Raw genomic sequence first — 24222 nt, forward strand, 5'->3', positions numbered from 1 at the left:
GCAAAGGTCCGTTATTTATCTTTAACTTAAATTGGAAATATACTATAATGAAATGAATACAAGGAGGCGGGTGAATTCAGGATGAAGGCATTGGAATTGCGGGAACGATATGCGGATTTTTTTCTGAAAAAAGGCTATCACAGCTTGCCAGAGCATCGTGTGGTGAACACAGAAGGGGATGGGCCACATTTTAACGGGTCTGCACTGACCCCCAATCTCGGTTATTTTACGGGAGCGAAGGCGCTCGAACATACGCATCTCTTTACCCAACAGCGGGTGTTTTGGACTTCCTATTCCTATACGCAGATGCCTTCCTCGCTCTGGACGATCTTTCAGGTGATGATGAGTTACTACCAGTTCGGACAACCCGATCTGCGAGAGGCGCTGACGGTGGGCTGGGAGTTGCTGACCGAAGGACTGCACTTGCCCAAAGACGATCTGTTTGTCATCTTGCCGCAGGATCGCCTCGATCTGCAGGACACGATGCGAAAGATTGGAATGCCTGAGCAGAATATGGTGCTTTGGCAATATGCGCCGCGATTTGCGATCGATGGGCTGATGAACGGCTTTTATTGCAAGTTCTTCTTGCGCCACCAGCACGCGTTTCTGCCGATCTTCGATGTGGTGAACATCATCGGACCGGATGGGCAACTGAAGACGGATAGCTGCCTGTTGCTGGAACGGATGTCGTTCATTTTGCAGGGGAAGAAGACGTGGTATGAGACGGAGATGTTCTTGCCGCTGATGCAACGATTGGAGGCGCTGGAAGGGACGAAAGTGAATGATCCCTTTGGGCAACGGGTGGCGGCGACAGTCAGGTCGCTGGTTGCAGCTTTGGCTGACGGTGCGCAGATGACAGGGAAAGGGCAGGGGCATGTGTTGAAGAAAATACTGCGCGAACTGCTGCATGATCGCTATCGGATGGGCTACGATTCGGAAATCGTGCAGTTGGTGGAGCCAGGGCTTCGGTGCTTGCGCGAGATCGGCTATGACTGGATGGCAGATCGAGACCGTATTGAAGCGATCTTTGCCGGAGAGGAACACAGCTACCAGAAGGTGCATCGCGAATCGTTGAAATTTTTGGAAAAGCAAGTGAAATTGGCGGAAAACGGCAAGCGCGGGCCGTTCACGCAGGAGGACCTCGATGTCTGGAAAGACTCGCGCGGCATCACCGTCGAGTTGGCGCTCGATGTGTTGCGAGCGCAGGGATACGATGTGCAAGTGGCCGAGGCCAAACCGCGGCAGTTCATGACCTTCTCCGATGCGTATGACCATGAGGAAAACGTTCACGATGTGAAGGGCTGGCTGCTGGAGATGGAGGAAAGGACTTTGGCCCAGGCTAGGGCGAGGGCGCAGGCGCAGGCAAAAGCCTAGTCCGATCGAAGGAGGAGAGATTGCAGATGGCCATCTTGATTTTGAATGTGTATCCCGCGAAGTTGGTGCGGTTTAAGGAATGGTTGGAGGCGTTAGACGAGGAATTGTACATCTTTACTCCCGATGTTTATGTCAATGATTTTTCGGATTACGATCTGGTCAAAGGGTTTGCAAACTATCTGAGCAACAGTCAGGTCGAGATCGAAGCGTTGAAACTGCATCAGCAGCACCCGTTCCGAGCGGTGGTGGCGCTGGATGAGGTTGATATCAACCGCGCGGCGCGGATTCGGGAGCGTCTGGGACTTGACGGGCAGCTCACGGAGAGCGCGCTGGCGTTTCGCGATAAAGTGGTGATGAAGACGCTGGTGGCACCGCATGTGCGATGCCCGCACTTCCGACGCTTGGAGACGGGGCTTGATCTCTATGATTTTGTGACCGAGCACGGTCTGCCCGTCGTGATCAAACCGGTGGATGGCATGGGGGCGATGAATACGACGCTGGTGCGGGACGAGCAGCAGTTGGAGGCGTTCTATCGCAAAGGCAGACTGACTGGCATGATGGTCGAATCGTTTGTCGAGGGCAAGATGTACAACATCGACGGGCTGGTCGTAAACGGTGAGGTCAAGCTGGCGTCTGTTGGGACGTACAACGATGCCTGCCTCAATTATCGGGACAACCAAGGCTTGTACATTCGCCTGTTGACGCCAGAACACGAGATGTTCACACGGTTGCAGAACCTGACGAAACAGGTACTAGCCGTGTTGCCGACGCCAACGTTTACGACCTTCCATTGCGAGGTCTTTCACACGCCGCAAGATGAACTGGTGTTTTGCGAAATCGCGTCCCGCACAGCGGGCGGTCGCATCTCCACCTGTGTTCGCTTAGCGTACGGTGTCGAGTTGGATGAGGCGTGGACGAAGCTGTCTTGCGGTCTCGATGTGGAACTCCCGACGTCTGGGGAACCGCAGGTGCTGTCGGCCGTGTACTTGATTCCCAAACAGGTCGGACGATTGGTGAAGTTTATCGACCAATTTCCGTTTGACTGGGTTGCCGAATACCAGCCTCGCCTCAAGGTGGGGATGGAATCGAAAGGCCAGATGGCCGCAGCCGATACGGTCGGCTCGGTGGTGTTTTATGCCGAAAGTGAAGAAGAGCTCGAGCAGCGCTATGCGCAGTTGCTCGCCTATATCGATGAAAATGTGATCTGGTCGGTGGAAGAAGAGGCTGTGGTCGCGGCCGACAAGTAAGGGAAGGGAGGCGTGAGCGGTGGCGATTTTGTTGATCAATCGGTTTGCAAGAAGTGCGATCGATTATACGGAGTGGTTGACCGGGTTTGAGGAAGAGGTGTACATGTTTGCCGCACAGGAGGTTGTTGATGACTTTCCGGAGTTTCCGGTGCGAAAAGCGTTCGACGTGTTGGCACGGGACGGACGCGTGGAGGTCGAGGCGGTCAAACTGCATCAGGAACGTCCGTTTCGACAGATCATTGCGCTGGAGGAAAGCGAAATTGTGCGGGCCGGACGATTGCGCGACCGACTAGGACTGGCTGGGCAGGGCTATCAGAGCGCGCTGGCCTTCCGCGACAAGGCGGTGATGAAAGAGACGGCACTGCGCGGCGGGTTGGAGGTGGCGGCGCATCGCAAGTTGGAGAGCCCGCTCGATCTGTATGATTTTGTGGTGGAGCATGGCTACCCGGTCGTCGTCAAACCGCTGCGTGGGATGACGTCGATGTACACGCATGTGTTGCGTACAGAAGCGGAGATGGAAGCATGGTTGAAGACGGGCGCATCGGCAGGGATGCTGGCCGAGGCGTTTGTCGAAGGCGACATGTATCAGATCGACGGTGTGGTGCTGGACGGCGTTGTGAAGTTCGTCTCCGTCGCTTCCTATGTCAACACCTGTCTGTCCTACACCGATCAGCTCGGAGTCGGCAACGTGCTGTTAGAGCCAGGCCATCCGCTTGGCGAGCGCTTGGTCGCCTATGCGCATCAGTTGATGGCTGCGATGCCGCGGCTTGACGCAGCGACGTTCCATGCGGAAGTTTTCCTTACGCCTGATGATCGCATTGTGCTGTGTGAGGTAGCGTCCCGCACGACAGGCGGGCGCGTCAACGATATGATCGAACTTGCGTACGGGCTGCACCTCGACCGCTACATCATGCGCGCACAATGCGGCATGATCGATCCACTGCCGAATCGGATGGACGTGACCCGTCTCTATGGCACATTTTTTATCCCGCCGAAAAAAGGCACTTTGGTCAGCTTTCCGCAGACGGTGCCTTTTGACTGGTGTGTCGAAGCATCTGCATCGGGCGAGATCGGCAAGCGATACAACGGGGTGACCCGAAGCACAGAGAGCTATGTGACGGTGATGGTCACAGGCAGTACGGCAGAAGAGGTGCTTGCGAGGTTGCAGGAAGCGGTAACTTATGTGGAAACGAATACGGTCTGGGAAGACTAAAAACTTTCACTAAAATACAGCAGTTCGTGGAAAATGCATCGGGTCTGCTATAATAGAGGGAGTGTATTTTTTCCCGGAGGTAAGAGATGGAGCGTGTGGACAAGCGACAGGCGATACTAGAAGCGGCCGCGAAGCGTTTTAGCACGAATGGGTTTCACGAAACGAAAGTTGGGGAGATTGCGGAGGATGCAGGGATCGCTAAAGGAACGGTCTATCTGCATTTTAAGGACAAGGAAACGCTGTTGTCCGAAGTGGTTCACTATCAGATGGTTCGCTACCACCGATACATTTGCGAGGCGATCGAACCTTATGAGTCGGCGACAGACAAACTCCGCGCCTTTGCCCGCTTTCAAATATCAGCTTTCCCTCAGATGATCAAGTTCTATAAGCTCAACTTCGAGCACATGATGAAGTTTAAAGAGAATAGCAGGTTAGCTGAACGGCAGACGGAGCAACATCGCCAGATGATGGAGACGATCATCGATGTGATCCGGTACGGAATTGAGCGTGGAGAATTTCGCGAGATGGATGCGACCGATGCGGCGCTGATCTTACGCGGTACGATGCATGCGTACATGCAGTCAGCGATCAGCGGAGTGGTCGCTGAGAAGGATCAGGCCGGAGCGGACGCGCTGGTCAATCTGCTGATTCAAGGATTCGCTCCCTCGTGTAAAGGAGAAGTCCGTTTCGATGTCTGACATCGAAACGGACTTCTTATTTAGTGCGGATCTTCGAACAGTTGCTTGAGGTTGTTGAGCTTTTGATTCCATAAGCGCTCGTATATATCGAGCCAGTCGCGGATTTCCTGCAAGGGTTCCGCACGTAGTTGATAGAGGCGCTCACGGCCTGATTTGGTTTCGGTGACAAGACCTGCTTGGCGCAGGACGTGCAAGTGCTTGGAGATCGCAGGACGGGAGACGGGAAAGTGCTCGGCCAGCCGGGTGACCGACCGTTCCCCGTCCACGAGGATTTCTAACAGCTTGCGGCGGGTCGGATCGGCGAGTGCCGCATAAACGTCGTAGCTTTGACCTTCTGAGGTCATCTCTCAACTGGCCCTCCTTATCGTAGATACGTAACTAAATGGTTACCTATATCATTATAGTGAGCAGAGCGGTGCTTTGTCAAGGTCGGTCGCTCTTCGTTTGGGCGGTATCGGCAGCTGCTTCGCTCTTAATTTATGTGCACGGCTGGAGCTCGGAGCTGTCTCGTCAACCGTTTGAGATCAGCATGTGGCCGCAGTTCTGCGGAAAGCTTGCGCGCGGAACGGGAATGGGGTACTTTGTTAGCAGACCGTGCTGTCTTGACTTCCTGTGGGAAGCCGATTGAAAGGAGCCTGCGCGATGACGAGCGGCCGGGTGAGAAGGATGTAAACAGCAAGCATCGCCTTGAACATGCTAGTCGGGCGGTGGCGTTAGAGGAGGTTTTCTAGGATGGAGTACAAGCGCATTACGAGCATTGACGACCCGTTGTTCAAGCAGATGCATGAACTGATGGGCAAGGTGTTTCCGAAAGAAGAGGTGTTGGAATTTTCGCTGTGGGCCGAGCCGCTGCAAGACCCAGGGATTCGCGTGTTCGTCGCTGTGGATGCAGGTCAGGTTGTCGGTGCGACCGAGTATCGCTATTATGCGGACATGCAGGTGGCGATGACCGACTTTACGATCATCGGCGTTGATGGCAAAGGCATCGGGCCGTTCTTGGCGAACAAGCGCCGCGAAGACCTGCTCACGGTGGTACAGGAAGCGGGCCGCGAACTAAAAGGCATGTTTGCAGAGATTTACAACCCGTATCTCGTTGAAGAATACGGTTTTGGCGGCGTGAAGTCGATGAACCCGTATGTGCGCCGCGAAGTGTTGTCCCATCTGGGGTATCGCAATCTCGATTTCCCTTATGTTCACCCCTCGTGGGAAGGTGACGGCGAAGCGGTGTCTGGGCTCGATTTCTGTTACTTGAGCTACGAGCAAGGCGTGGAATCGCTGCCTGCCGAGTTGATCGTGCAGTTTTTGACGACCTACTACGCCATTTTGCCGAACAAGCCGGAATCGTGGCTGAAGATGATCGAGACCCTGCAAGGACAGGATACTGTCGCTCTAGCGGCAATTTAGCAGATCGCAATTTAGCAGAATAAAGGAAAGGGCGAGTGTGTATACTCGTCCTTTTTACGTTCCAGCGCTTCTATTCACCAGCAGATACGCCAAGCCGATGCTCATGTTCGGCTTGGCGTTTTCCTATTTTTCATTCGATCGGCGAGCGCGCCTGCCTGTCACGAATGCTTGGATCGCAGCCAAGACAAGCGGAGGGCAGAGCGAGCACCACCTAATTGAAACGAGCAGAACGGAGCAGAGGTGCTCTTGAACAGGTGTCATTTTGACGTACAAAAAAAGACTCCCTTGTCATTAGAACAAGGGAGCCGGATTGGTTCTGGTCGTTTCGAGACGCTGTTTGTAGAACTGAGCCGCTTGTTCGAACTGGCCCAATTTGAAATAGGTGTCGGCAAGTTTCTCTTGCAGTTCGGCGATCATCTGGCGGTCGGTACCTTGTAAAAAGAGGGCGTAGGAGGCTTTGAAATTGAGCAAGGCCTCGGTGTAGCGCTCGCGTTTGAAATCGACGCGACCAAGGTAGAGGTGCGCGTACGCTTTGAATTTTGGCTGGTGGTCTTCACGGATGATCGTGTTGCAGATCTGCAGCACTTGCGCTGTCTCGCCAAGTAACAGGAAGGCGCGGGACATTTCGAGCCGGGCATTGGTCGCGCGTGCTTCGAGGCGTGCGGCTTCGACCAGATCTGACTTCACCTGCGCGAGGCGCAGTTCTTCATAGATCGTGATCGACGATGCCAACGCTTGCAACGCTTTTTCCCCTTGGCCGATATTGGTGTAGAGGATGCCGAGGTTGGTGATGACGCCCGCTTTGTTTTCGCTGTGTTCCGCATATTCGTAGAAGTCGATGGCGCGGCGGAATAGTTCGATCGCCTGCTCGGTTTCCCCGATCTGCATCTGGCAGGTGCCCAGCGTAAAGTAGATGTGTCCCGCCTTGTAATGCACGTTCATCGCATGGTTGAGGTAGTTGGCTTCATTCAGCAAGCGAATGGCCGAATGATACTCGCCAAGCTTGGCGTGCGCCACCCCGGTGTTGATCAGCACGGAAGTTTTCACGAGGCCGCCAAGCTGGGAGCGAATGATCAGCTCGTTCGCTTGGTTTAGAATGCGCAGCGCTTCCTGATTGTCACCGAGTTGCAAATAGCAGTAGGCAAGCGAGTCGTAGGAGCGGACCAACTCTTTGGAATCCACATATTCCTTCAAATGCTCGCGGCTCGCTTCATAAAACGGGATCGCTTCTTTGAACTGATGGGTCTGTTCCAGCAATCGACCTTGTACCCATGACAAGATACCTAAATCGAAGTCGTTTAACTCATCCTTTGATGCATGGTTTAAGTTATCGACGATCTTCTTGGCCTGTTCAAATTGGCCCGATTCGGCATGACCTTCTGCGAATCGCACAAATTTCTTCCAGTCCGTGATGAGCATCGCTTTGTTTTCTGGTTCTTTGAAAAAATCTTCGACAGAACATTGCAGCTTTTGTGACAGCTTTTCCAACGTGTCATAAGACGGTTGAATTAAGCCTTTTTCGATCTGGCTGATATAGCTGCGCGTGACTACCCCTTCGGCTAACTCTTGCTGTGTCAGTTTGGAGGCTTTACGCAACTCTTTGATTCTTTGTCCAACTCCTGCCATCCCCGATAACACTCCTATGTCAAGTCATTGTATGCAAACAAGACGCCTCTATCTATTAAGTAAGTATAGCATACTAGTACAAGAGCCAATTGTCCTTCTTTTAAAGTCGCAATGTAAGTATCGACAACAAAATGGTCGAGATAATCATTTAGACAAAACGATACATTATTCGGATTGTATATAAATGTTCAAAAATGTCATTGACTAGATGGGGGAATCCGTCTACTATATTTGTAACAATACTAAACAATTGTTCTATGTTTTAGAAATGTATATTTGTGTATGTATAGGAGGAACTATGATGAGAAAGAATAAGATGCTGAATGTATTGGCTTGCGGTTTGTTGGCAGTTGCAGTTGTTGTGGCAGTTTCAGCTATGGTTGAACCGAATGCAGTTTTGCAGGCTGAACTGGTGTGGCCGATCGGCAACGCTCCGGTGCGCTAAGCTCAAGCTTACATTTGGATCGTTGAGTAAAACGGGACGACAAGAAGTATAGAATCCAGCAAGAACGCGAAAGTGCTCACCTTCAAGCAAAAGTGGAGAGTGGACGGGCTTTCGCGTTTTCTTGTTTATCAGCAGGAGGGAATCTCGATGGTAGACACGGCAGACGGCGGGCAGCAGATGGCGTATGTGGCAGCAGTTCAGGAAGAGGAGCTGTGCCGGACGCTGCTGGAACAATTGCGTCGTGAGTTGAGCGATGCAGGGGCGGGGGCAGAACGGATCAGACCGCTCTACGCGCAGGTTGAAGTCGGTTGGCGCACAGCGGTCAATCGGGTCGAGTGGTGCAAAAGTGAACTTGTGAGAATGGCTCAGCGTTAGTTGCTGGCCATTTTTTTTATTCAGGCAGATTAAAGGTAATTTTTCGAGGAGAGGGGAGGAATCGAATCACGCTGATAGAAATTTTATTTATATGATTAATTGTTCGCAATTTAATGCGAAAGGATCGATCCAAGTGAAGGCAACGGTCGTTATCGGGGTCATCGGGGCAGATTGTCATGCGGTAGGTAATCGAATATTGGATCACGTGTTTCGTGAAGCAGGGTTCGATGTTGTGAATATTGGTGTGCTATCTTCGCAGGAAGATTTTATTGCGGCGGCGATCGAGACCGGAGCGAAGGCGATGCTGGTCTCTTCGCTGTACGGGCATGGTGAGATCGACTGCCGTGGATTGCGCGAGAAATGTCAAGAAGCAGGACTCAGCGACATCGTGCTATACGTCGGCGGAAATCTGGTCGTCGGCAAGCATGATTTTCCTGAGGTGGAAGCGCGCTTTTTAGAGATGGGTTTTGACCGGGTGTTTTCACCGGAGACCCCCCTCGATGTGGCCGTTCGCAATCTGCATGAGGATTTAGGGCTGGTGGTGTAGACATGGAAGCGATACTTTGCATCGATTTTGGCAGCACGTATACGAAACTGACGGCGATCGACTTGCAAGGCGAGCAAATACTGGGCACGTCGAAAGGTCTGACCACTGTGGAAGACGGGATTATGGTCGGGTTTGAAAAGGCGCTCGCGTCGCTGACCGCCCTGATCGGCCCTGTGGAATTTACTGAAAAATTGGCCTGCTCCAGCGCGGCCGGAGGATTGAAGATGGTCGCGGTCGGGCTGGTTCCTGAGTTGACGGCAGAAGCGGCCAAGCGCGCTGCGCTCGGTGCGGGTGCAAGAGTGCTCGGCGTCTACTCCTACGAGTTGACGAAAAGCGATCTGGCAGAGATCAAAGCGGTAGAGCCCGATCTGCTGTTGCTGGCAGGCGGTACCGATGGCGGGAACCGCGATTGCATTTTGCACAATGCGCGGATGATCGCCGAGCATGTGCCAGGCGTGCCTGTCGTTGTCGCCGGGAATAAGAACGCGCGGGATGACATTGAGGCGGTGTTTGACCAACAGGGCATTTATTACAAGCTGGTGCCCAATGTGATGCCACGCTTAAATGAACTGCAAGTCGAACCGGCGCGCGAGGCGATCCGCGGAATCTTTATGGAAAAGATCGTCGAGGCGAAGGGGCTTGCGCAGGTGGAGGAACTGGTCGGCGGGATCTTGATGCCGACTCCGGCGGCGGTGTTGGCAGCGGCGCAAGTGCTGTCCGACGGCACCGACCGAAGTGTCGGGATCGGGCCGCTGATCGTCGTGGACATCGGCGGCGCGACCACCGATATTCACTCGATCGGCAGTGGTGAACCGACCAAGCCCAGCGTGGTTTGGAAAGGATTGCAGGAGCCGCACGCCAAGCGGACGGTCGAAGGCGACCTCGGCATGCGCGTCTCGGCGGTGTCGCTCTGGGAGACGGCCGGAACGCGGCGGATCGCCAAGCACCTGCCAGATTTTCAAGGCTCGGTCGAAGCACGGTGCCGAACGCTGCAAGATGAGGTGAGCTTTGTGGCTGATACGCCAGAAAGCGTCGCTTTCGATGAAGCGCTCGCCAAGACGGCGGTGGAAATTGCGATGGAGCGTCACTGTGGAGTGGTCGAGAGCGTGTATACCCCGATGGGGCTGTTCTTGTCTCAGACGGGCAAAGATTTATCAGAGTGTAAAACGGTGATCGGTACGGGCGGGGTGCTGGTGCACAGTGCCAATGCGTCGGAGCTGGTCGGGGCCGGTTTTTATACGGAGGACAATCCGACCTGTCTCAAGCCGCTGGCCCCGCACGTGCTGATCGACCGATCCTATATGTTGTCGGCGATGGGGCTGTTGGCGGAGCGCGATCCGGAATTGGCGCTTCGGCTGATGAAAAAATACCTGATCCAAAGCGCGGAGGTTCGACATGGAGCTTAAAAATGTGAAGTGGAGTCTGGATCAGTTCATGGAAGTGCGCAGCGGAGTGCTCGGACAGTGGGAAACGGGCAGCGGTGTCGATTTGCAAGATGCGGTCGAGTATCAAAACGGAGTGGCGCCGGAGAAGCGCTTTGCCCCCGCCTTGATGCGCGCCAAGGAAGCGGGGATCACGTTAGCCCAGCCCCGCGCTGGCGTGGCGACGGTGGAAGGGCAGATCGAACTGTTGCTCCATTTGCAAAATGTTGGCTTGGCCGACCTGCTTCCGGTTACGATCGACAGCTATACGCGGCAAAATCGCTATCGGGAGTGCATCGTCGGGCTGGAAGAGAGCAAGAAGACGGGCCGCTCGATGCTGAACGGATTCCCGGCGGTCAATCACGGAGTGGCCGGATGCCGCGAGCTGTTTGAAGCGGTTGGGCGGCCTTTGCAAGCGCGTCACGGTACGCCCGATGCCCGCTTGCTGTCGGAGATCGTGCTGGCCTCTGGCTGGACATCGAATGAAGGCGGCGGGATTTCCTATAACATCCCCTATGCGAAAAGCGTAAGCCTGGAGCGTTCCCTGCTCGATTGGCAGTATTGCGACCGTCTGGTCGGGCTGTACGAGGAGATGGGGATTCGGATCAACCGCGAGCCGTTTGGTCCGTTGACCGGTACGCTGGTGCCGCCGAGCATGTCCAACGCTGTAATGATTCTGGAAGGGTTGCTGGCGGCAGAACAGGGCGTGAAGAGTTTGACGCTCGGCTACGGACAAGGTGGACATCTGTTGCAGGACGTGGCGGCAGTGCGGGCCTTGGAAGAGCAGGCGGGTGCCTATTTCCGCGAATTTGGATATGACGACATCGAGATCACCACCGTGTTCCACCAGTGGATGGGCGGCTTCCCGCAGGATGAGGCGCAGGCGTTTGGAGTGGTCTGCCTGGGTGCGCAGGCTGCCGCTTTGGCCGGAGCGACGAAGGTGATCGTCAAGACGCCGCACGAAGCGGCTGGCGTTCCGACGAAAGAAGCGAACGCGCAAGGCATTTTGGCGACACAGCAGACTTTGCGGATGCTACGAGGGCAACGGATGGCGATGTCCAAGCAACTGCAGGAAGAGATCGCCTTGATCAAGGCGGAGACCAAATGCCTGCTCGACAAGGTGCAGGAGCTTGGCGAAGGCGATTTTGCCGTGGGGGCGGTGCGCGCGTTTCAGGCGGGCGTGCTCGATGTGCCGTTTGCACCGAGCAAACACAACGCTGGACAAATGCTCCCCGCCCGCGACAATTCGGGGGCGATTCGCTATTTGGAGTTTGGTCAGATCGCGTTTTCACAGGACATCAAAGATCACAACCGCGCACTGCTCGAGGAGCGGGCGCAGTTTGAAGGCCGTTCCGTGTCGTTTCAAATGGTCATCGATGACATCTACGCGGTGAGCAAAGGGACGCTGGTCGGGCGGCCCGTATAGGACTTGAAGTGCAGCCGGGACTGATAATCTGTGGTTTGGCTAGAGAAAAGGAGGCTGTTAGTGATGGCAGATGAGTTAACAAAACAGGGCGAGTTGTTGCTGGAAGCGGACGGGGAAGAGATCGAGTATTACGAATTTCCGGCATCTTTTGCGCAAAATCGGATGTGGCTGATCAACCAGATGAACGAAAGCAGCGGGATGTACAACATGCCGATGGCCGTGCGCTTTGAAGGCCCGTTGCACATCGAAGCGTTAGAGAAGAGCTTGCAAGAGATCGTCGAGCGCCATGAGACGCTGCGCACGACGTTTGCGATGGAGGACGGTGAACTGTTTCAGTTGATCGCCTCGCAAGCAAAGGTCAAGATTCCACTGCTCGACCTCACGTCTCTGTCCAAAGCGGAGCAACAGGCCAAAGTGGAGGCGCTGTCCTCACTGGAGGCGGAGACGCCGTTCGATTTGGAAGAAGGGCCGCTGTTGCGCTCGACACTGCTCAAACTGGGAGAGCAGGAGCACGTGTTGCTGTTCGCCAAACATCACATCATCTCCGACGGGATGTCGATGGCGGTGATGATTCATGAGCTGGTCATGCTCTATGAAGCGTTTATCGACGGCAAACCGTCACCGCTGCCACCGCTGGAGATTCAGTATGCGGACTTTGCCGCTTGGCAGCGCGATTGGTTCACCGGATCGGTTTATGAGAAGCACATCGACTACTGGCGTGGCCAGCTTGGCGGCTCGATCGCTCCGCTGCAACTGCCGACCGACCGAGCGCGCCCTGCGGTAGCGAGTCCGGAAGGCGGTCATGTGTTGCTGCCCTTGCCCGATTCGCTGATGGAGCAAGTGAACGCGCTGACCAAGCAGTTCAAAGGCTCGACGCTGTTCATGACGATGCTTGCGGCGTACAAAGCGTTTTTGTACCGCTACACCGGGCAGGACGATCTTGCTGTCGGCACGCCGATCGCCGGGCGCAAACAGCCGGGCATTGAGCATCTGATCGGCTTTTTTGTCAACACGCTGGTGTTGCGCACCGACCTGTCGGACGATCCGACGTTCCGTGAACTGCTCGAGCGCGTGCGTCGCGTAACGCTCGATGCCTATACCTACCAAGAGATGCCGTTTGAAAAATTGGTCGAGGAGCTACAGCCGGACCGAAGCGTCTCAAATCCATTTTTCCAAACGATGTTCGTCGTGCAAAATGTGAGCACGCCCGATTTGACGTTGCGCGACTTGAAGATTTCTGCTGTCGAAGTTCAGCGCAACACGGCCAAATTTGACCTGATGTTCACCGTGGACCAGAAGGATGGCAAGCCGATCTTGTTTGCCGAATACAGCACCGATCTGTTCGATTACGAGACGGTCGAGCGGATGATGGGCCACTACCTCAATCTGTTGCAAGCGGTGGTGGACAATCCTGATCTGCCGATTTCACAGCTTTCTATGCTGACCGAAGCGGAGATTCATACGCTTACGGTAGACTGCAACCAGACAGAGCGCGACTTCCCGACCGATCGACTGGTGCATGAGCTGTTTGAGCAGCGGGCGGCAGACAATCCGGACGCGATCGCGATCCAGTACGAAGAGGAGCAAGTGACCTATCGGGAACTGAACGAGCGTGCGAACCAGTTGGCTCGTCTGCTCAAAGGAGAAGGAGTTGGCCCGGAAAAAGTGGTCGGCATCTACTTGGAGCGCTCTCCGAACATGATCGTGGCGCTCTTGGCGATTCTGAAGGCGGGCGGCGCCTTTGTCGCTTTCGATCCGGCGTTCCCACAAGATCGGATCGGCTTCATGATGGAGGATTCGGAAGTGCCGGTCATCTTGACACAGCAGTCGCTGGCCGGTCTCTTGCCGCAACATGAGGCGAAGACGTTCTGCTTGGACGCGCAGTGGGATGAGGTGGCAGGGAATGGCACCGACAATCTGCCGAATGAAGCGACGCTTCAGAACCTCGTCTACCTGATCTTCACCTCGGGCTCGACTGGACGTTCCAAAGGGGTGCAGGTCGAGCATCGCAACTTGCTCAACTACCTGTACGCGATCGAAGAGGTCGCCCAGCTTGGCGACGGGGCTAGCTACGGCAACGTTTCGACGCTGTCTGCAGACGTCGGTCACACGGCGATCTTCCCGGCGCTCTGCCGCGGCGGCACACTGCACATCATCGCGCAGGAGCGCCTGACCGATCCCGATCTGATGGCCGAGTATTTTGAGAAGCATCCGGTGGACTGCCTGAAGATCGTCCCGACCCACTTGGCGGCGCTGATGGCCTCGCAGCCGCTGAAGGTTCTGCCAAAGCATGGGGCGGTGGTCGGCGGTGAGACGTTGCGCTGGGACATGATCGAGCGCGTTGAACAGTACCGCGACGATGTCTGGCTGATCAACCACTACGGGCCAACCGAAGTGACGATCGCAGGCGTGGTGTACAAAGTGGAAAAAGACCCGGCGATGCGTCAGACGGTGACGGTGCCGCTCGGACGTCCGCTTGGCAACGTGCAGGTCTATGTGCTGGACAAACATCTTCATCCTGTGCCATACGGGGTGGCAGGCGAGGTGTATTTTGGCGGCGCAGGCATCACGCGCGGCTATATCAAACGCCCCGATCTGACGGCGGAGCGCTACTTGAAAGACCCGTTCAAAAGCGATCCGGACGCGCGTTTCTATCGCACCGGCGACTTGGCGAAACGCCATCCGGATGGGCGCTTGGAGTTCCTGACCCGCGCCGACACCCAAGTCAAGATTCGTGGCTACCGCGTCGAGCTTGGCGAGGTAGAAACGGTGATCGGTCAGCATGAGCTGGTCAAAGAAAACGTTGTTGTCGCTCGCGAAGACGTGCCGGGGGATCGCCGTTTGGTCGCCTATATCGTCAAAAATGAAGGCGTTGAAGGCGGCACGACCGATGTGCGCAACTACCTGAAGGAAATTCTGCCCGACTATATGATTCCGGCCGTGTTCGTCTACCTTGATGCGATCCCGCTGACCGCAAACGGTAAGATCGACCGCCGCATCCTGCCCGACCCGGAAGCGGAGTTGATGGAGCAAAGCGAGTACATCGCGCCATCGACCGAACTGGAAGCGAAGGTTGCCCAAATCTGGGCGGAAGTCCTGCATGTCGAGCAGGTCAGCGTCGTTGACAACTTCTTTGACCTCGGCGGGCACTCGCTGATGGTGACCCAAGTCGTCTCCCGTGTGAACAAAGAGTTTGCGATCAAGATCCCGCTGCGCACGCTGTTTGAAGCGCCGACCGTCGTCGATCTCGCGTTGCGCGTGGAAGCACAGATGCAAGAGACGCTCGCACCGACCGCGTCCGAAGCGCCGATCAAGCCGGTCGCTCGCGACACCAAACTGCCGCTCTCCTTCTCGCAGCAGCGCTTGTGGGTGTTGGAGCAGTTGATCCCAGGGCTTACAGCGTACAACATTCCGTACGCGGTGCGCTTGACGGGCGCGTTGCACAACGAGCACTTCGAACGGGCGCTCAACATGATGATCGAGCGGCACGAGTCGTTCCGCACAACCTTCTCCGATGCGTCCGGCGAGCCGGAACAGCTGATCCATGAAGCGGTGTGGACGCCACTGCAACTGGTCGATCTGCAACATTTGAGCGGCACGGAACAGGAGGCGGAAGTCGCCCGTCTGGTGCGGGCGGAGAACGATACGCCGTTCGATCTGCGCAAAGGTCCGTTGATCCGCAACCAACTGCTCAAGCTTGGCGAGCAGGAGCACGTCCTGTTGCTCACCTTGCACCACATCATCTCTGACGGCTGGTCGCGCGGCATTCTGACCAAAGAGCTGACTCACCTCTACGATGTGCTGGTCACAGGAAAGGAGTCGGCACTGTCACCGCTTCCGCTACAATATGCAGACTTTGCGGTATGGCAGCGTGAGTTCTTGGAGCAGGAACTCGGTTCGCAACTCAGCTATTGGAAAGAAAAGCTCGGTCAGGACCTGCCTGTCCTGCAACTGCCGACCGATCGTCCACGACCGCCGATGCAGACACACAATGGCGCACAGTTGACGTTCCGCCTGCCGCAGAAAGTCGGCGATCAATTGACAGCGCTCAGCCAGAAGCAAGGCGCGACGCTGTTCATGACCCTGCTCGCGGCGTTCCAAACGCTGATCTTGCACTACTCCGGTCAGGAGGACTTTGCGGTCGGGACACCGATCGCCAACCGCAATCGTCAGGATACGGAGTCGATCATCGGCTTCTTCGTCAACACGCTCGCTCTCCGCGCCGACCTGTCGGGCAACCCGACGTTCCTCGAACTGATCGGACGGGCGAAAGATGCGGCGCTCGGTGCGTATGCCAATCAGGACGTGCCGTTTGAAAAGATCGTCGAAGAGTTGGAAACGGATCGCGATTTGAGCCGCAGTCCGGTCTTCCAAGTGGTATTCGGTCTGCAAAACTTTGAGCAGAGCAAAATCGAGCTGGCGGGCCTGACCTTTGAACCGGTGGCGGACACTGGCACCACGTCCAAATTTGACCTGTCGCTTCTGATGTCTGAACACGAAGATCAAAGCATCGGCGGCACGTTCGAATACAACTCCGATCTGTTCGAGGCGAGCACGATCGAGCGGATGCTCCACCAGTTTGTGCAGTTGACCGCGGCACTTGTCGAGAACCCGGCTCAGCGCGTCGGCGAGCTGTCCTTGCTGACCACAGCAGAGCGAGAGCAGCTGGTGGTCGAATGGAACCGCACAGCGTCTGCATATCCGGGCGCATCGCTTCAGGAGCTGTTCGAGGCGCAGGCCGCGGCGATACCTGATGCGGTGGCCGTCGTATCTGGCAACGATTCCCTTACCTACCGCCAGTTGAACGAACGCGCCAACCAGATCGCTCACCATCTCAAAGCGCTTGGAGTCGGACCAGATGCGTTGGTCGGTCTCTGCATCGAACGCTCGCTGGAGATGGTGACCGCCCTGCTCGCCATCATCAAAGCGGGCGGTGGTTACGTGCCGATCGACTCGGACTACCCGCAGGAGCGGATCGCCTTCATGCTCGAAGACACCAACGTATCGGTGCTGGTCACCCAGTCGGCGCTGGCAGAAAAACTGCCTCTGCCAGACAGCCACGTGATCTGCCTCGACCGCGACATGCAGTTGTTTGCCGATCAAAGCACCGACAATCCGAACTGCGCGACGACGCAGGACAACCTCGCCTATGTGATCTACACATCCGGTTCTACCGGGCGTCCCAAAGGCGTCTTGGTTCCGCAGCGCGGTGTGGTGCGTCTCGTCAAAAACACCAACTACATGCAGATGACAGCCGATCAAGTCTTTTTGCAGACGGCATCGCTCTCCTTTGACGCGGCGACCTTTGAAATCTGGGGGCCACTGCTGAACGGAGCAAAACTGGCGCTGATGCCAGTTGGACAGTCCTCGCTGGAGGACTTGGGCCGTCTGGTCAAAACGTACGGTGTCACCGTGCTGTGGCTGTCAGCAGGTCTCTTCCATCAGATGGTCGAGTTCCGACTTGATGACCTGCAAGGCGTCAAATACTTGCTCTCCGGCGGCGATGTGCTGTCGGTGGCGCACGTGAAAAAGGCGCTGGACAACCTGTCCGGCTTGACGATCATCAACTGCTACGGTCCGACCGAAAATACGAGCTTTACGACCGTTCATGCGATGACCGATGTTGCGCAGGTCGGGAACACCGTCTCGATCGGCGGCCCGATCTCGAATACGACCGTCTATGTGCTCAACCAGCATCTACAGCCTGTACCAGTCGGGGTGCCGGGCGAACTGCTCACCGGAGGTGATGGGCTTGCGGTCGGCTATCTGAACCGACCCGATCTGACGCAGGAGAAATTTGTGGAGACTGCGTTCGGGCGTCTCTACAAAACGGGTGACCTTGTGCGTTGGCTGTCAGACGGCACGCTGGAATTCATGGGTCGAATCGACCAGCAGGTGAAAATTCGCGGCTTCCGCATCGAAATCGGCGAGATCGAAACGTTACTCAGCAACCTGCCGGGAGTGCGTGCGTGTACGGTTATCGCCCATGAGGCGGACGGTGATAAACGTCTGGTCGGATATGTGGTGCCAGAGCCGGGCGAGCAAGTGCAAGTCGAAGAGTTGCGCACGCTCTTGCGCAAGCAACTCCCGGACTACATGATGCCGTCCTTCCTGGTCCTGCTCGACGAATTGCCGCTCACATCAAACGGCAAAGTGGATCGTAAACGCCTCCCATCTCCGGAAGGGACGCTGAGCGACCGTGACGACTATGTGGCCCCGCGCACGGAAGAAGAGCAAAAAGTGGCGCAGATCTTTGCCAATGTTCTCCGCGTCGAAAAAGTGGGCATGCATGACAATTTCTTTGCCCTCGGCGGTCACTCGCTGTTGGCGACGCAAGTCGTTTCTCGCATCGCGGAGGAGTACGGAGTGGCTGTGCCGTTGCGTCTGCTGTTCCAATTCCCGACGGTCGCGGAGTTCACCGCCGAACTGCTCAGAGCGCGTGCGGAAGGCACTGTCCAAACGACGGGTGCCATGGAGATCCAAAGGGTCTCCCGCCGTTCGGAAGTGCCGGAGATCAGCGCCGTGCCGCGCCGTCGCGGCGGTTCACCACGCTCAGCAGATGCGCAGCGTGCGGAGGAGCCGAAGCATACAGGCGAACCGTATGTGCATCCACTGCGAGAAGCGGTGCGCCTCGACTTGATGGAGCGTGCCCAATACGAGCTGTTTGCCGCCCACGATGTGCTGCGCACCTTGCTTCACGGGACGGAAGACGAGTTGGTCAAACAGGTGAAAGACGCCAAATGGAGCCCGCTGCACGTCATCTATCTGCGCGATCTCGAGGAGCAGGCGCTGGAAGCGAAGCTTCAAGAACTGCTGCAAACGGAGCGTCAAAAACCGCTTGAGCCGCAGAGTGAAACGGTGCGCTTCTACCTGATCCAAAAGGGAGCATCCGATTTTGTCTTCGTGCTCAACCTCCATCCACTGCTGGCCAAAGAGGTATCGGCTGCCGAATTGGTCAAGGAGTTGCTCACCAAGTACCAATCGTATCTACAAGAGCTTGCCCAGTAATCGTTTAACCGGTTCTCTGCATCTGAGAACCGGTTTTTCTTCTTTCGAACACTTCCCCTTGACGTTACTCTAAATAATTAATCATGAATCATCATTTAACAAAGGAGAAATCAAACGATTGTCGAAGTTTGAATTTGTTGACAATACGGAGCAGAAATATGAATCGCATTCAGAAGGAAATGCGACGTGGAGGGAAGTCCGGGATGTGGGCGATACTGCAAAGCAACCCGAAGTTCGTTAAATTTTGGCTCGGGTTGTGGTGTTCGGAGTTGGGTGACTGGATTCGGAAAATGGCGCTGATGTACCTTGTGCTCGACATGTCGGGCGGTTCGGCGGTCGCCGTATCGATCAATCTATTTTGCGAGTTTGGCCCGTTGGTCGTCCTCGGTCTGTTCGTCGGAGTGTATGCGGATCGCTGGGATCACCGCAAGACGATGCTCGGCGCGATCGTGTTGCGCGTCGTGCTGATGGCGTTATTGATTCTTGCCGTCCTGATCGATTCACTTATGATCGTCTATGCGGTCTCGTTCTTCTCCGCGATCGGCACGGTGCTGTTCCGAGCGCCAAGCTCAGCGTTTACGATGCGCCTCGTGCCGAAGGAACAGTTAAAATCGGCAGCCAGCCTGCGTCAGATGGCAACCAGCTCGATGTTCTTGATCGGTCCGCCCGCCGGAACGCTGCTTTATTTCTGGTTGGGCACGGCGGGGGCGCTCGCGATGGCCATCGCCTTCCTGCTGTTGAACTATGCGTTATTTGGTGCGATCAAATTGGCGAAGCTGGAGAAGACTGGCACCGCATTGCGTGGGCCAAGCGGCGTGCTGTCTGAGATGAAGGACGGTCTTCGTCAGGCTTGGCACAACAAGATGGTGCGTCCGCTCTTGTATAGCAACGTGCTGTTCGGGATCAGTTCGGGGCTGTCCAACGTGCTGAGCATCTTTATTCTCACAGAGTTTCTCGGGCAACCTAAAGAGGCCTTTTCGATCTTCGTCGCCGTACAGGGCGGAGGCATGTTGCTCGCCACCTTCGTGGTGCCGAAATTGAAAGTGTCGCGGCAGGCGCTGTTGTCGGGCGGGATGCTGGTGATGGGATTGGGAGCGCTCGGCATGGTCTCCTATCCGCATTTCTTGCTGCCCTACTCGTTTGTCGTGCTGTTTGCCTTCGGGATGGTCGCCTTTAATATCTCGTTTGCCACAGTGTTGCAGACGACGGTTGACATCAGCTATCAAGGGCGGGTCTCGACGACGCTGATGACCGTTGCCACCGGGGTGATGGCGCTGACGATGCCGATCGCCGGGTGGTTGCATGAACTGTTCCCAGTGCAGCCGATTCTGCTTGGAGCAGGCTGCTCGATCCTACTAGGTGGGCTGTTGTTGCTGGTGATGTACAAGCGTGTGCCGATCGATTCACAAGAAAAACCGCTGGCTCTTTAAGAGTCCAGCGGTTTTTTGTCGTCGCGTGATTTGGGCGGATCGCGTTCTGTACGTAAGGTTGCTACTTGGTGCGTTGCGCTTCGATCAGCTCACCGATCGCTTGGATGCCTTGTTCGATCTGCTCATGAGTGGCGTTGGAGAAGTTGAGGCGCATCGAGTGCTTGCCGGCCACACTGCCCGCCGTCTCAAACGCCTGACCGGGGAAGAAGGCGACGCCCTTTTGCTCAACCGCGTCGCGAAGCAGGGTCGGAACATCGACGAAGTCGGGCAGTTGGACCCAGATGAACATGCCGTTGGACGGCTGTTCGGCGCGCGTCTCAGACGGGAAGTGCGACTGGATCGCCCGGAGCATCGTGTCACGGCGGGATCTGTATTCGCGGCGCAACAGGTCGAGGTGGTCGGCCAGCTCGCCCGTCTCCAAGTAAGCGGCCACCGCATGCTGACTCCAATTGGCCGTGTTGATGTCATACGATTCCTTGACGATCGACAGCTTATTGGTCAACGCTTCTGGGACGATCACCCAGCCGATGCGCACGCCGGGAGCGAGGATTTTCGAGAAGGAACCGACGTAGAACACCCACTCGTTTTCCAGCGCTTTTACGGGAGGAATCGTCAGCTCCTCATAGGCGAGGAACCCATAAGGGTCGTCTTCGATCACCGGCACGCCGTACTCGCGGGCGAGACGGGCCAATTTTTCACGCTTCGCTTGGCTCATCGAAGAGCCGAGCGGATTGTGACCATCGGTGATCGCATAGATGAACGATGGCCGCTGTCCAGCCTGCAGAATCGCTTCAACCGCATCGACATCCATGCCCGTCTTGGGGCAGGTCGGCACGGTGAGCAGTTTTGCACCGAACGGCTCCAGCACCTGCAAGAAGCCGGTGTAGATCACTTCTTCGGCCAGCACTAGACCACCTGGCTCCAAGAGCAGGCGGGCCAGCATGTTGATCGCTTGCTGCGCGCCTGTGGTCAGGAAGATCTGCTCCTCGCTGGTCGTCACCCCACGCTGTTTCATCAACTGAACGATCGACGCCTTCAGGTTGTGCGCGACCCCAGCCGGACCGTATTGCAAGGTGTGCGGTTTGTTGTGCAAAACTTGCATCGAGGCATGAGCGAACGCAACACGTGGGAACAGCTCTTGGTTCGGCAGTCCCAAACCAAATGAGATCAAACCTGGACGCGCAGTCAGGGCCAGCATGTCCTGCATCGGCGAAGGAGCTGTTTGTTCGGCCCAACTGGCCAGGCGGAGCTTTTTATCGGTCGGGATCGTCGTCATGTTGGGGTCATCTCCTCTTTGGGTAGCTACAGGTTGCCGCGCTTCTCCTGTTCACGCTCAACCGCTTCAAAAAGTGCGCGGATGTTGCCGTTGCCAAATCCGTTCGAACCTTTGCGCTGGATGATCTCAAAGAACATCGTCGGGCGGTCTTGCATCGGTTGCGAGAAGATTTGCAGCAGATAGCCCTCCTCATCGCGATCGACGAGAATGTTCAGGCGATTCAGCTCGTCGAGCGACTCGTCGATCTCACCGACCCGCGACGGCAGCAATTCATAGTAGGAATCGGGCGTGTGCAGAAAACGGATGCCGTTTTTCTGCAAGTTTTCGACCGCTTTCAAAATATCGTCCGTCTCAAGTGCGACATGTTGCACGCCTGCGCCAAAGTTGTAATCGATAAACTCTTGAACTTGCGACTTTTTCTTGCCCGGCGCTGGCTCGACAATCGGCATCTTGATGCGGTGGTTGCCATTGCTCAACGCTTTGGTCATCAAGGAGGAGGAGTCGGAGGAAACCTCTTCTTTGCGGAACTCCTTAATCATCGTGAACCCAAACACCTTTTCGTAGTATTCGACCCATTCGTCCATCTGTTCCACGTTGATGGCGAGATGGTCGAAACGGGCGATCGCCGTGTCGATTTCCGGTTCTTCCTCATCGACCGAATCATAGCCGGGTACGAAGCTGCCAGTGTAGCCGCTGCGCTCGATCAAGGTGTGCACCGTGTCGCCAAACGTGCCGATCACCGCTTTTTTCACCGTGCCAAGCTCATCTACCTCCACGAATGGCTCACAGATCGCGACCCCACCCCGCTCGATCGCTTGCTGGTAGGTCTGTTCCAAATCATGGACGCGCAGTGCGATGTCTTTGACCGCATCGCCATGCTTTTTAACAAATTCGGCGATCTCATGGTCAGGTTCAAACGCTCCGGTTATCACCAAGCGGATGTCGCCTTTTTCCAACACATAGGAAACGTGATCGCGGCAACCCGTCTCTAGGCCCTTATAAGCAACTACCTTCATCCCGAACAGCTTGCAATAGTAAAAGACAGCTTGCTTGGCGTTGCCAGAATAGATTTCTACATAATCGATATCCTCGATCGGCAATACGTCACGCATCAAATCTAGGCTCTGCTCCTGTTGGATGACCATGTGTAGTTCCTCCTCGGAAAAGGTTGAGTGTCACTGAAAGATTTTACCGGGGTTCAGAATGTCCTTTGGGTCGAGCAATCTTTTGATCGCCTGCATCATCTGCACGGCACCAGCCCCATGTTCAGCGGGCAGGAATTTCGCTTTGCCAAGACCGATGCCGTGTTCGCCCGTGCAAGTGCCGCCGCGCTCCAAGGCGAAGCGGACGATCTCTTGGTTGACATGGCTCGCCCGGCGCATGTCCTCGGGGTTCTCGGGATCGACGACGAGCACGGCGTGGTAATTGCCGTCACCAACATGTCCTAAAATCGCCCCGTCCAGTCCGTTCTCATCGATGGCGATCCGCGCTTCGACGATCGCGTCTGGCAAGGCCGACAAGGGCACGCAAACATCGGTTGTCATCAGCTTTTTGCCAGGCTGCGAAGCGGAAAAGGCGAACGCCGCTTCGTGACGCGCCGTCCACATTCTCGTGCGCGCCGCCCCGTCCGAATCGAACTCCAACTCGAGACAGCCTTCCTCGGTCAGAATTTCTTGAGCCAGCAAAAAGGAATGGTCAACGGCCGCTTTGTTGCCGCTCACCTCAACAAAGAGGGTTGGCGCTTCGGTGAACTCAGTTCCTTTGAACTTGTTGACCACTTTCACGGTGTGCTCATCGACCAGTTCGACGCGGTCGAGCGTGACCCCGCACATCATCATGCCCATCGCGGCCTGCGAGGCGGAGCGGACATCGGGAAAGACGGCGCGCGCCGCCAGCGTGTACTCGGGGATGCCGTAAACGCGCAACGTCAGCTCGGTAAAAGTGCCGAGCGTCCCTTCAGAACCGACAAAAAGTCCGGTCAAGTTGTAGCCTGCCGAAGATTTGGCGGCGAGGCCGCCAGTCGTGATCACCGAGCCATCTGCCGTCACGACGGTCAAGCCCAACACGTTGTCGCGCATCGTGCCGTAGCGCACAGCCGTCGTGCCCGACGCATTGGTGGCAGCCATGCCGCCGAGCGTCGCATCTGCGCCAGGATCGACAGGAAAGAACAGTCCGTACTCTTTTAAATGCTGGTTGAGCTGCAGGCGGGTCACCCCTGGTTGCACACGCACGAGGAAGTCCTCTGCGCGAACCTCCAACACGCTGTTCATCTGCGTGAAATCCATAGAAATGCCGCCTCGGATCGGCACCACTTGACCTTCGACCGATGAGCCAATTCCGAAGGGCACGACCGGAATCCCGTTTTGGTCCGCATGCTGCATCACCAGGCTGACCTCTTCGGTGGTGGTAGGGAAGACAACGACGTCGGGCGTCACGCCAGGATGATAGGAGGTGACATCTTTGCTGTGATGTTCGAGCACCGTTTCGTTGACTGACACCTGCTCAGGTCCTGTTAAAATCGTCCTCAGCGCCTCTGCTAAACTCAAGCGGTTCAACTCCTGTGATGAGAGATTCTTGCATCAGTTACTGTTGCCGTTCGTTAGGTAATATTCATTATTGAAATGAAACGTTTCCAATATTATAAAATTGTGCCTGTACTCTGTCAATTCTAATAGTAACAGATTTAAGCCATCTTACAGTTAGCAACTTGATCATAAGATCGCAAGCGGGGT

Annotated in this window: 17 protein-coding genes; 12 read left to right on the plus strand and 5 right to left on the minus strand. The window is 55.8% G+C overall.

Annotated features, from left to right (window positions below):
- The first annotated feature begins 81 nt into the window (after positions 1 to 81).
- From CIG75_RS03295 to CIG75_RS03310, 4 genes are all read left to right on the plus strand, one after another.
- Entirely contained in the window at positions 82 to 1374 is a 1293-nt protein-coding gene (locus tag CIG75_RS03295; RefSeq protein ID WP_094235367.1) for an alanine--tRNA ligase-related protein, read from the plus strand.
- Positions 1375 to 1400: 26 nt separating this feature from the next.
- Complete coding sequence (locus CIG75_RS03300) at positions 1401 to 2621, plus strand: ATP-grasp domain-containing protein (protein WP_094235368.1); 1221 nt, start codon at positions 1401 to 1403, stop codon at positions 2619 to 2621.
- Between the two features lie 19 nt (positions 2622 to 2640).
- Entirely contained in the window at positions 2641 to 3834 is a 1194-nt protein-coding gene (locus CIG75_RS03305) for an ATP-grasp domain-containing protein (protein WP_094235369.1), read from the plus strand.
- 86 nt (positions 3835 to 3920) lie between these two features.
- Positions 3921 to 4532: a TetR/AcrR family transcriptional regulator gene (locus CIG75_RS03310; protein WP_094235370.1), complete on the plus strand. Its 612-nt coding sequence runs from the start codon at positions 3921 to 3923 to the stop codon at positions 4530 to 4532.
- Between the two features lie 20 nt (positions 4533 to 4552).
- Here the strand turns inward: CIG75_RS03310 and CIG75_RS03315 are convergent, their stop codons facing one another.
- Positions 4553 to 4876, minus strand: coding sequence for an ArsR/SmtB family transcription factor (locus CIG75_RS03315; RefSeq protein ID WP_094235371.1), 324 nt, complete (start codon positions 4874 to 4876; stop codon positions 4553 to 4555).
- Positions 4877 to 5264: 388 nt separating this feature from the next.
- On the opposite strand from CIG75_RS03315, the gene CIG75_RS03320 reads away from it, so the two are divergent.
- Positions 5265 to 5936, plus strand: a complete 672-nt coding sequence (locus tag CIG75_RS03320; protein WP_094235372.1) for a GNAT family acetyltransferase — start codon at positions 5265 to 5267, stop codon at positions 5934 to 5936.
- A gap of 291 nt (positions 5937 to 6227) precedes the next feature.
- Here CIG75_RS03320 and CIG75_RS03325 read toward each other — a convergent pair whose 3' ends face one another.
- Positions 6228 to 7562 (minus strand): helix-turn-helix transcriptional regulator, encoded by a 1335-nt coding sequence (locus CIG75_RS03325; RefSeq protein WP_094235373.1) that lies wholly within the window; start codon positions 7560 to 7562, stop codon positions 6228 to 6230.
- Between the two features lie 298 nt (positions 7563 to 7860).
- On the opposite strand from CIG75_RS03325, the gene CIG75_RS20560 reads away from it, so the two are divergent.
- The 7 genes from CIG75_RS20560 to CIG75_RS03355 all read left to right on the plus strand — a co-directional run bounded on the left by CIG75_RS20560 (position 7861) and on the right by CIG75_RS03355 (position 20214).
- The gene (locus CIG75_RS20560) at positions 7861 to 8007 is read left to right on the plus strand and encodes a hypothetical protein (RefSeq protein ID WP_157729357.1); all 147 of its coding nucleotides are present in this window, start codon (positions 7861 to 7863) and stop codon (positions 8005 to 8007) included.
- Positions 8008 to 8154: 147 nt separating this feature from the next.
- The gene (locus CIG75_RS03330) at positions 8155 to 8382 is read left to right on the plus strand and encodes a hypothetical protein (protein WP_094235374.1); all 228 of its coding nucleotides are present in this window, start codon (positions 8155 to 8157) and stop codon (positions 8380 to 8382) included.
- 133 nt (positions 8383 to 8515) lie between these two features.
- Positions 8516 to 8929, plus strand: coding sequence for a methylaspartate mutase subunit S (glmS, locus tag CIG75_RS03335; RefSeq protein WP_227874336.1), 414 nt, complete (start codon positions 8516 to 8518; stop codon positions 8927 to 8929).
- Positions 8930 to 8931: 2 nt separating this feature from the next.
- Positions 8932 to 10335: a methylaspartate mutase accessory protein GlmL gene (gene glmL, locus CIG75_RS03340; RefSeq protein ID WP_094235376.1), complete on the plus strand. Its 1404-nt coding sequence runs from the start codon at positions 8932 to 8934 to the stop codon at positions 10333 to 10335.
- Entirely contained in the window at positions 10325 to 11776 is a 1452-nt protein-coding gene (locus CIG75_RS03345) for a methylaspartate mutase subunit E (RefSeq protein ID WP_094235377.1), read from the plus strand. Before glmL ends, CIG75_RS03345 begins: the two co-directional genes overlap by 11 nt.
- 63 nt (positions 11777 to 11839) lie before the next feature.
- A complete protein-coding gene (locus CIG75_RS03350; protein WP_094235378.1) occupies positions 11840 to 18784 on the plus strand; it encodes a non-ribosomal peptide synthetase in 6945 nt (2314 codons plus the stop codon).
- Between the two features lie 203 nt (positions 18785 to 18987).
- Positions 18988 to 20214 carry an MFS transporter gene (locus tag CIG75_RS03355; protein ID WP_157729358.1) on the plus strand — a complete coding sequence of 409 codons (1227 nt, stop codon included), beginning with the start codon at positions 18988 to 18990 and terminating at the stop codon, positions 20212 to 20214.
- Between the two features lie 61 nt (positions 20215 to 20275).
- On the opposite strand, the gene CIG75_RS03360 is transcribed toward CIG75_RS03355, so the two are convergent.
- From CIG75_RS03360 to CIG75_RS03370, 3 genes are read right to left on the minus strand one after another with little or no spacing between them, the layout of a single operon-like run.
- Entirely contained in the window at positions 20276 to 21490 is a 1215-nt protein-coding gene (locus tag CIG75_RS03360) for an aminotransferase-like domain-containing protein (RefSeq protein ID WP_094235380.1), read from the minus strand.
- A gap of 26 nt (positions 21491 to 21516) precedes the next feature.
- Entirely contained in the window at positions 21517 to 22635 is a 1119-nt protein-coding gene (gene hppD / locus CIG75_RS03365) for a 4-hydroxyphenylpyruvate dioxygenase (RefSeq protein ID WP_094235381.1), read from the minus strand.
- Positions 22636 to 22665: 30 nt separating this feature from the next.
- A complete protein-coding gene (locus CIG75_RS03370) occupies positions 22666 to 24036 on the minus strand; it encodes an FAD-binding oxidoreductase (protein ID WP_094235382.1) in 1371 nt (456 codons plus the stop codon).
- Positions 24037 to 24222: the final 186 nt, after the last annotated feature.

Origin of the sequence: Tumebacillus algifaecis, assembly GCF_002243515.1 — a bacterium.
GTDB classification, from domain to species: domain Bacteria; phylum Bacillota; class Bacilli; order Tumebacillales; family Tumebacillaceae; genus Tumebacillus_A; species Tumebacillus_A algifaecis.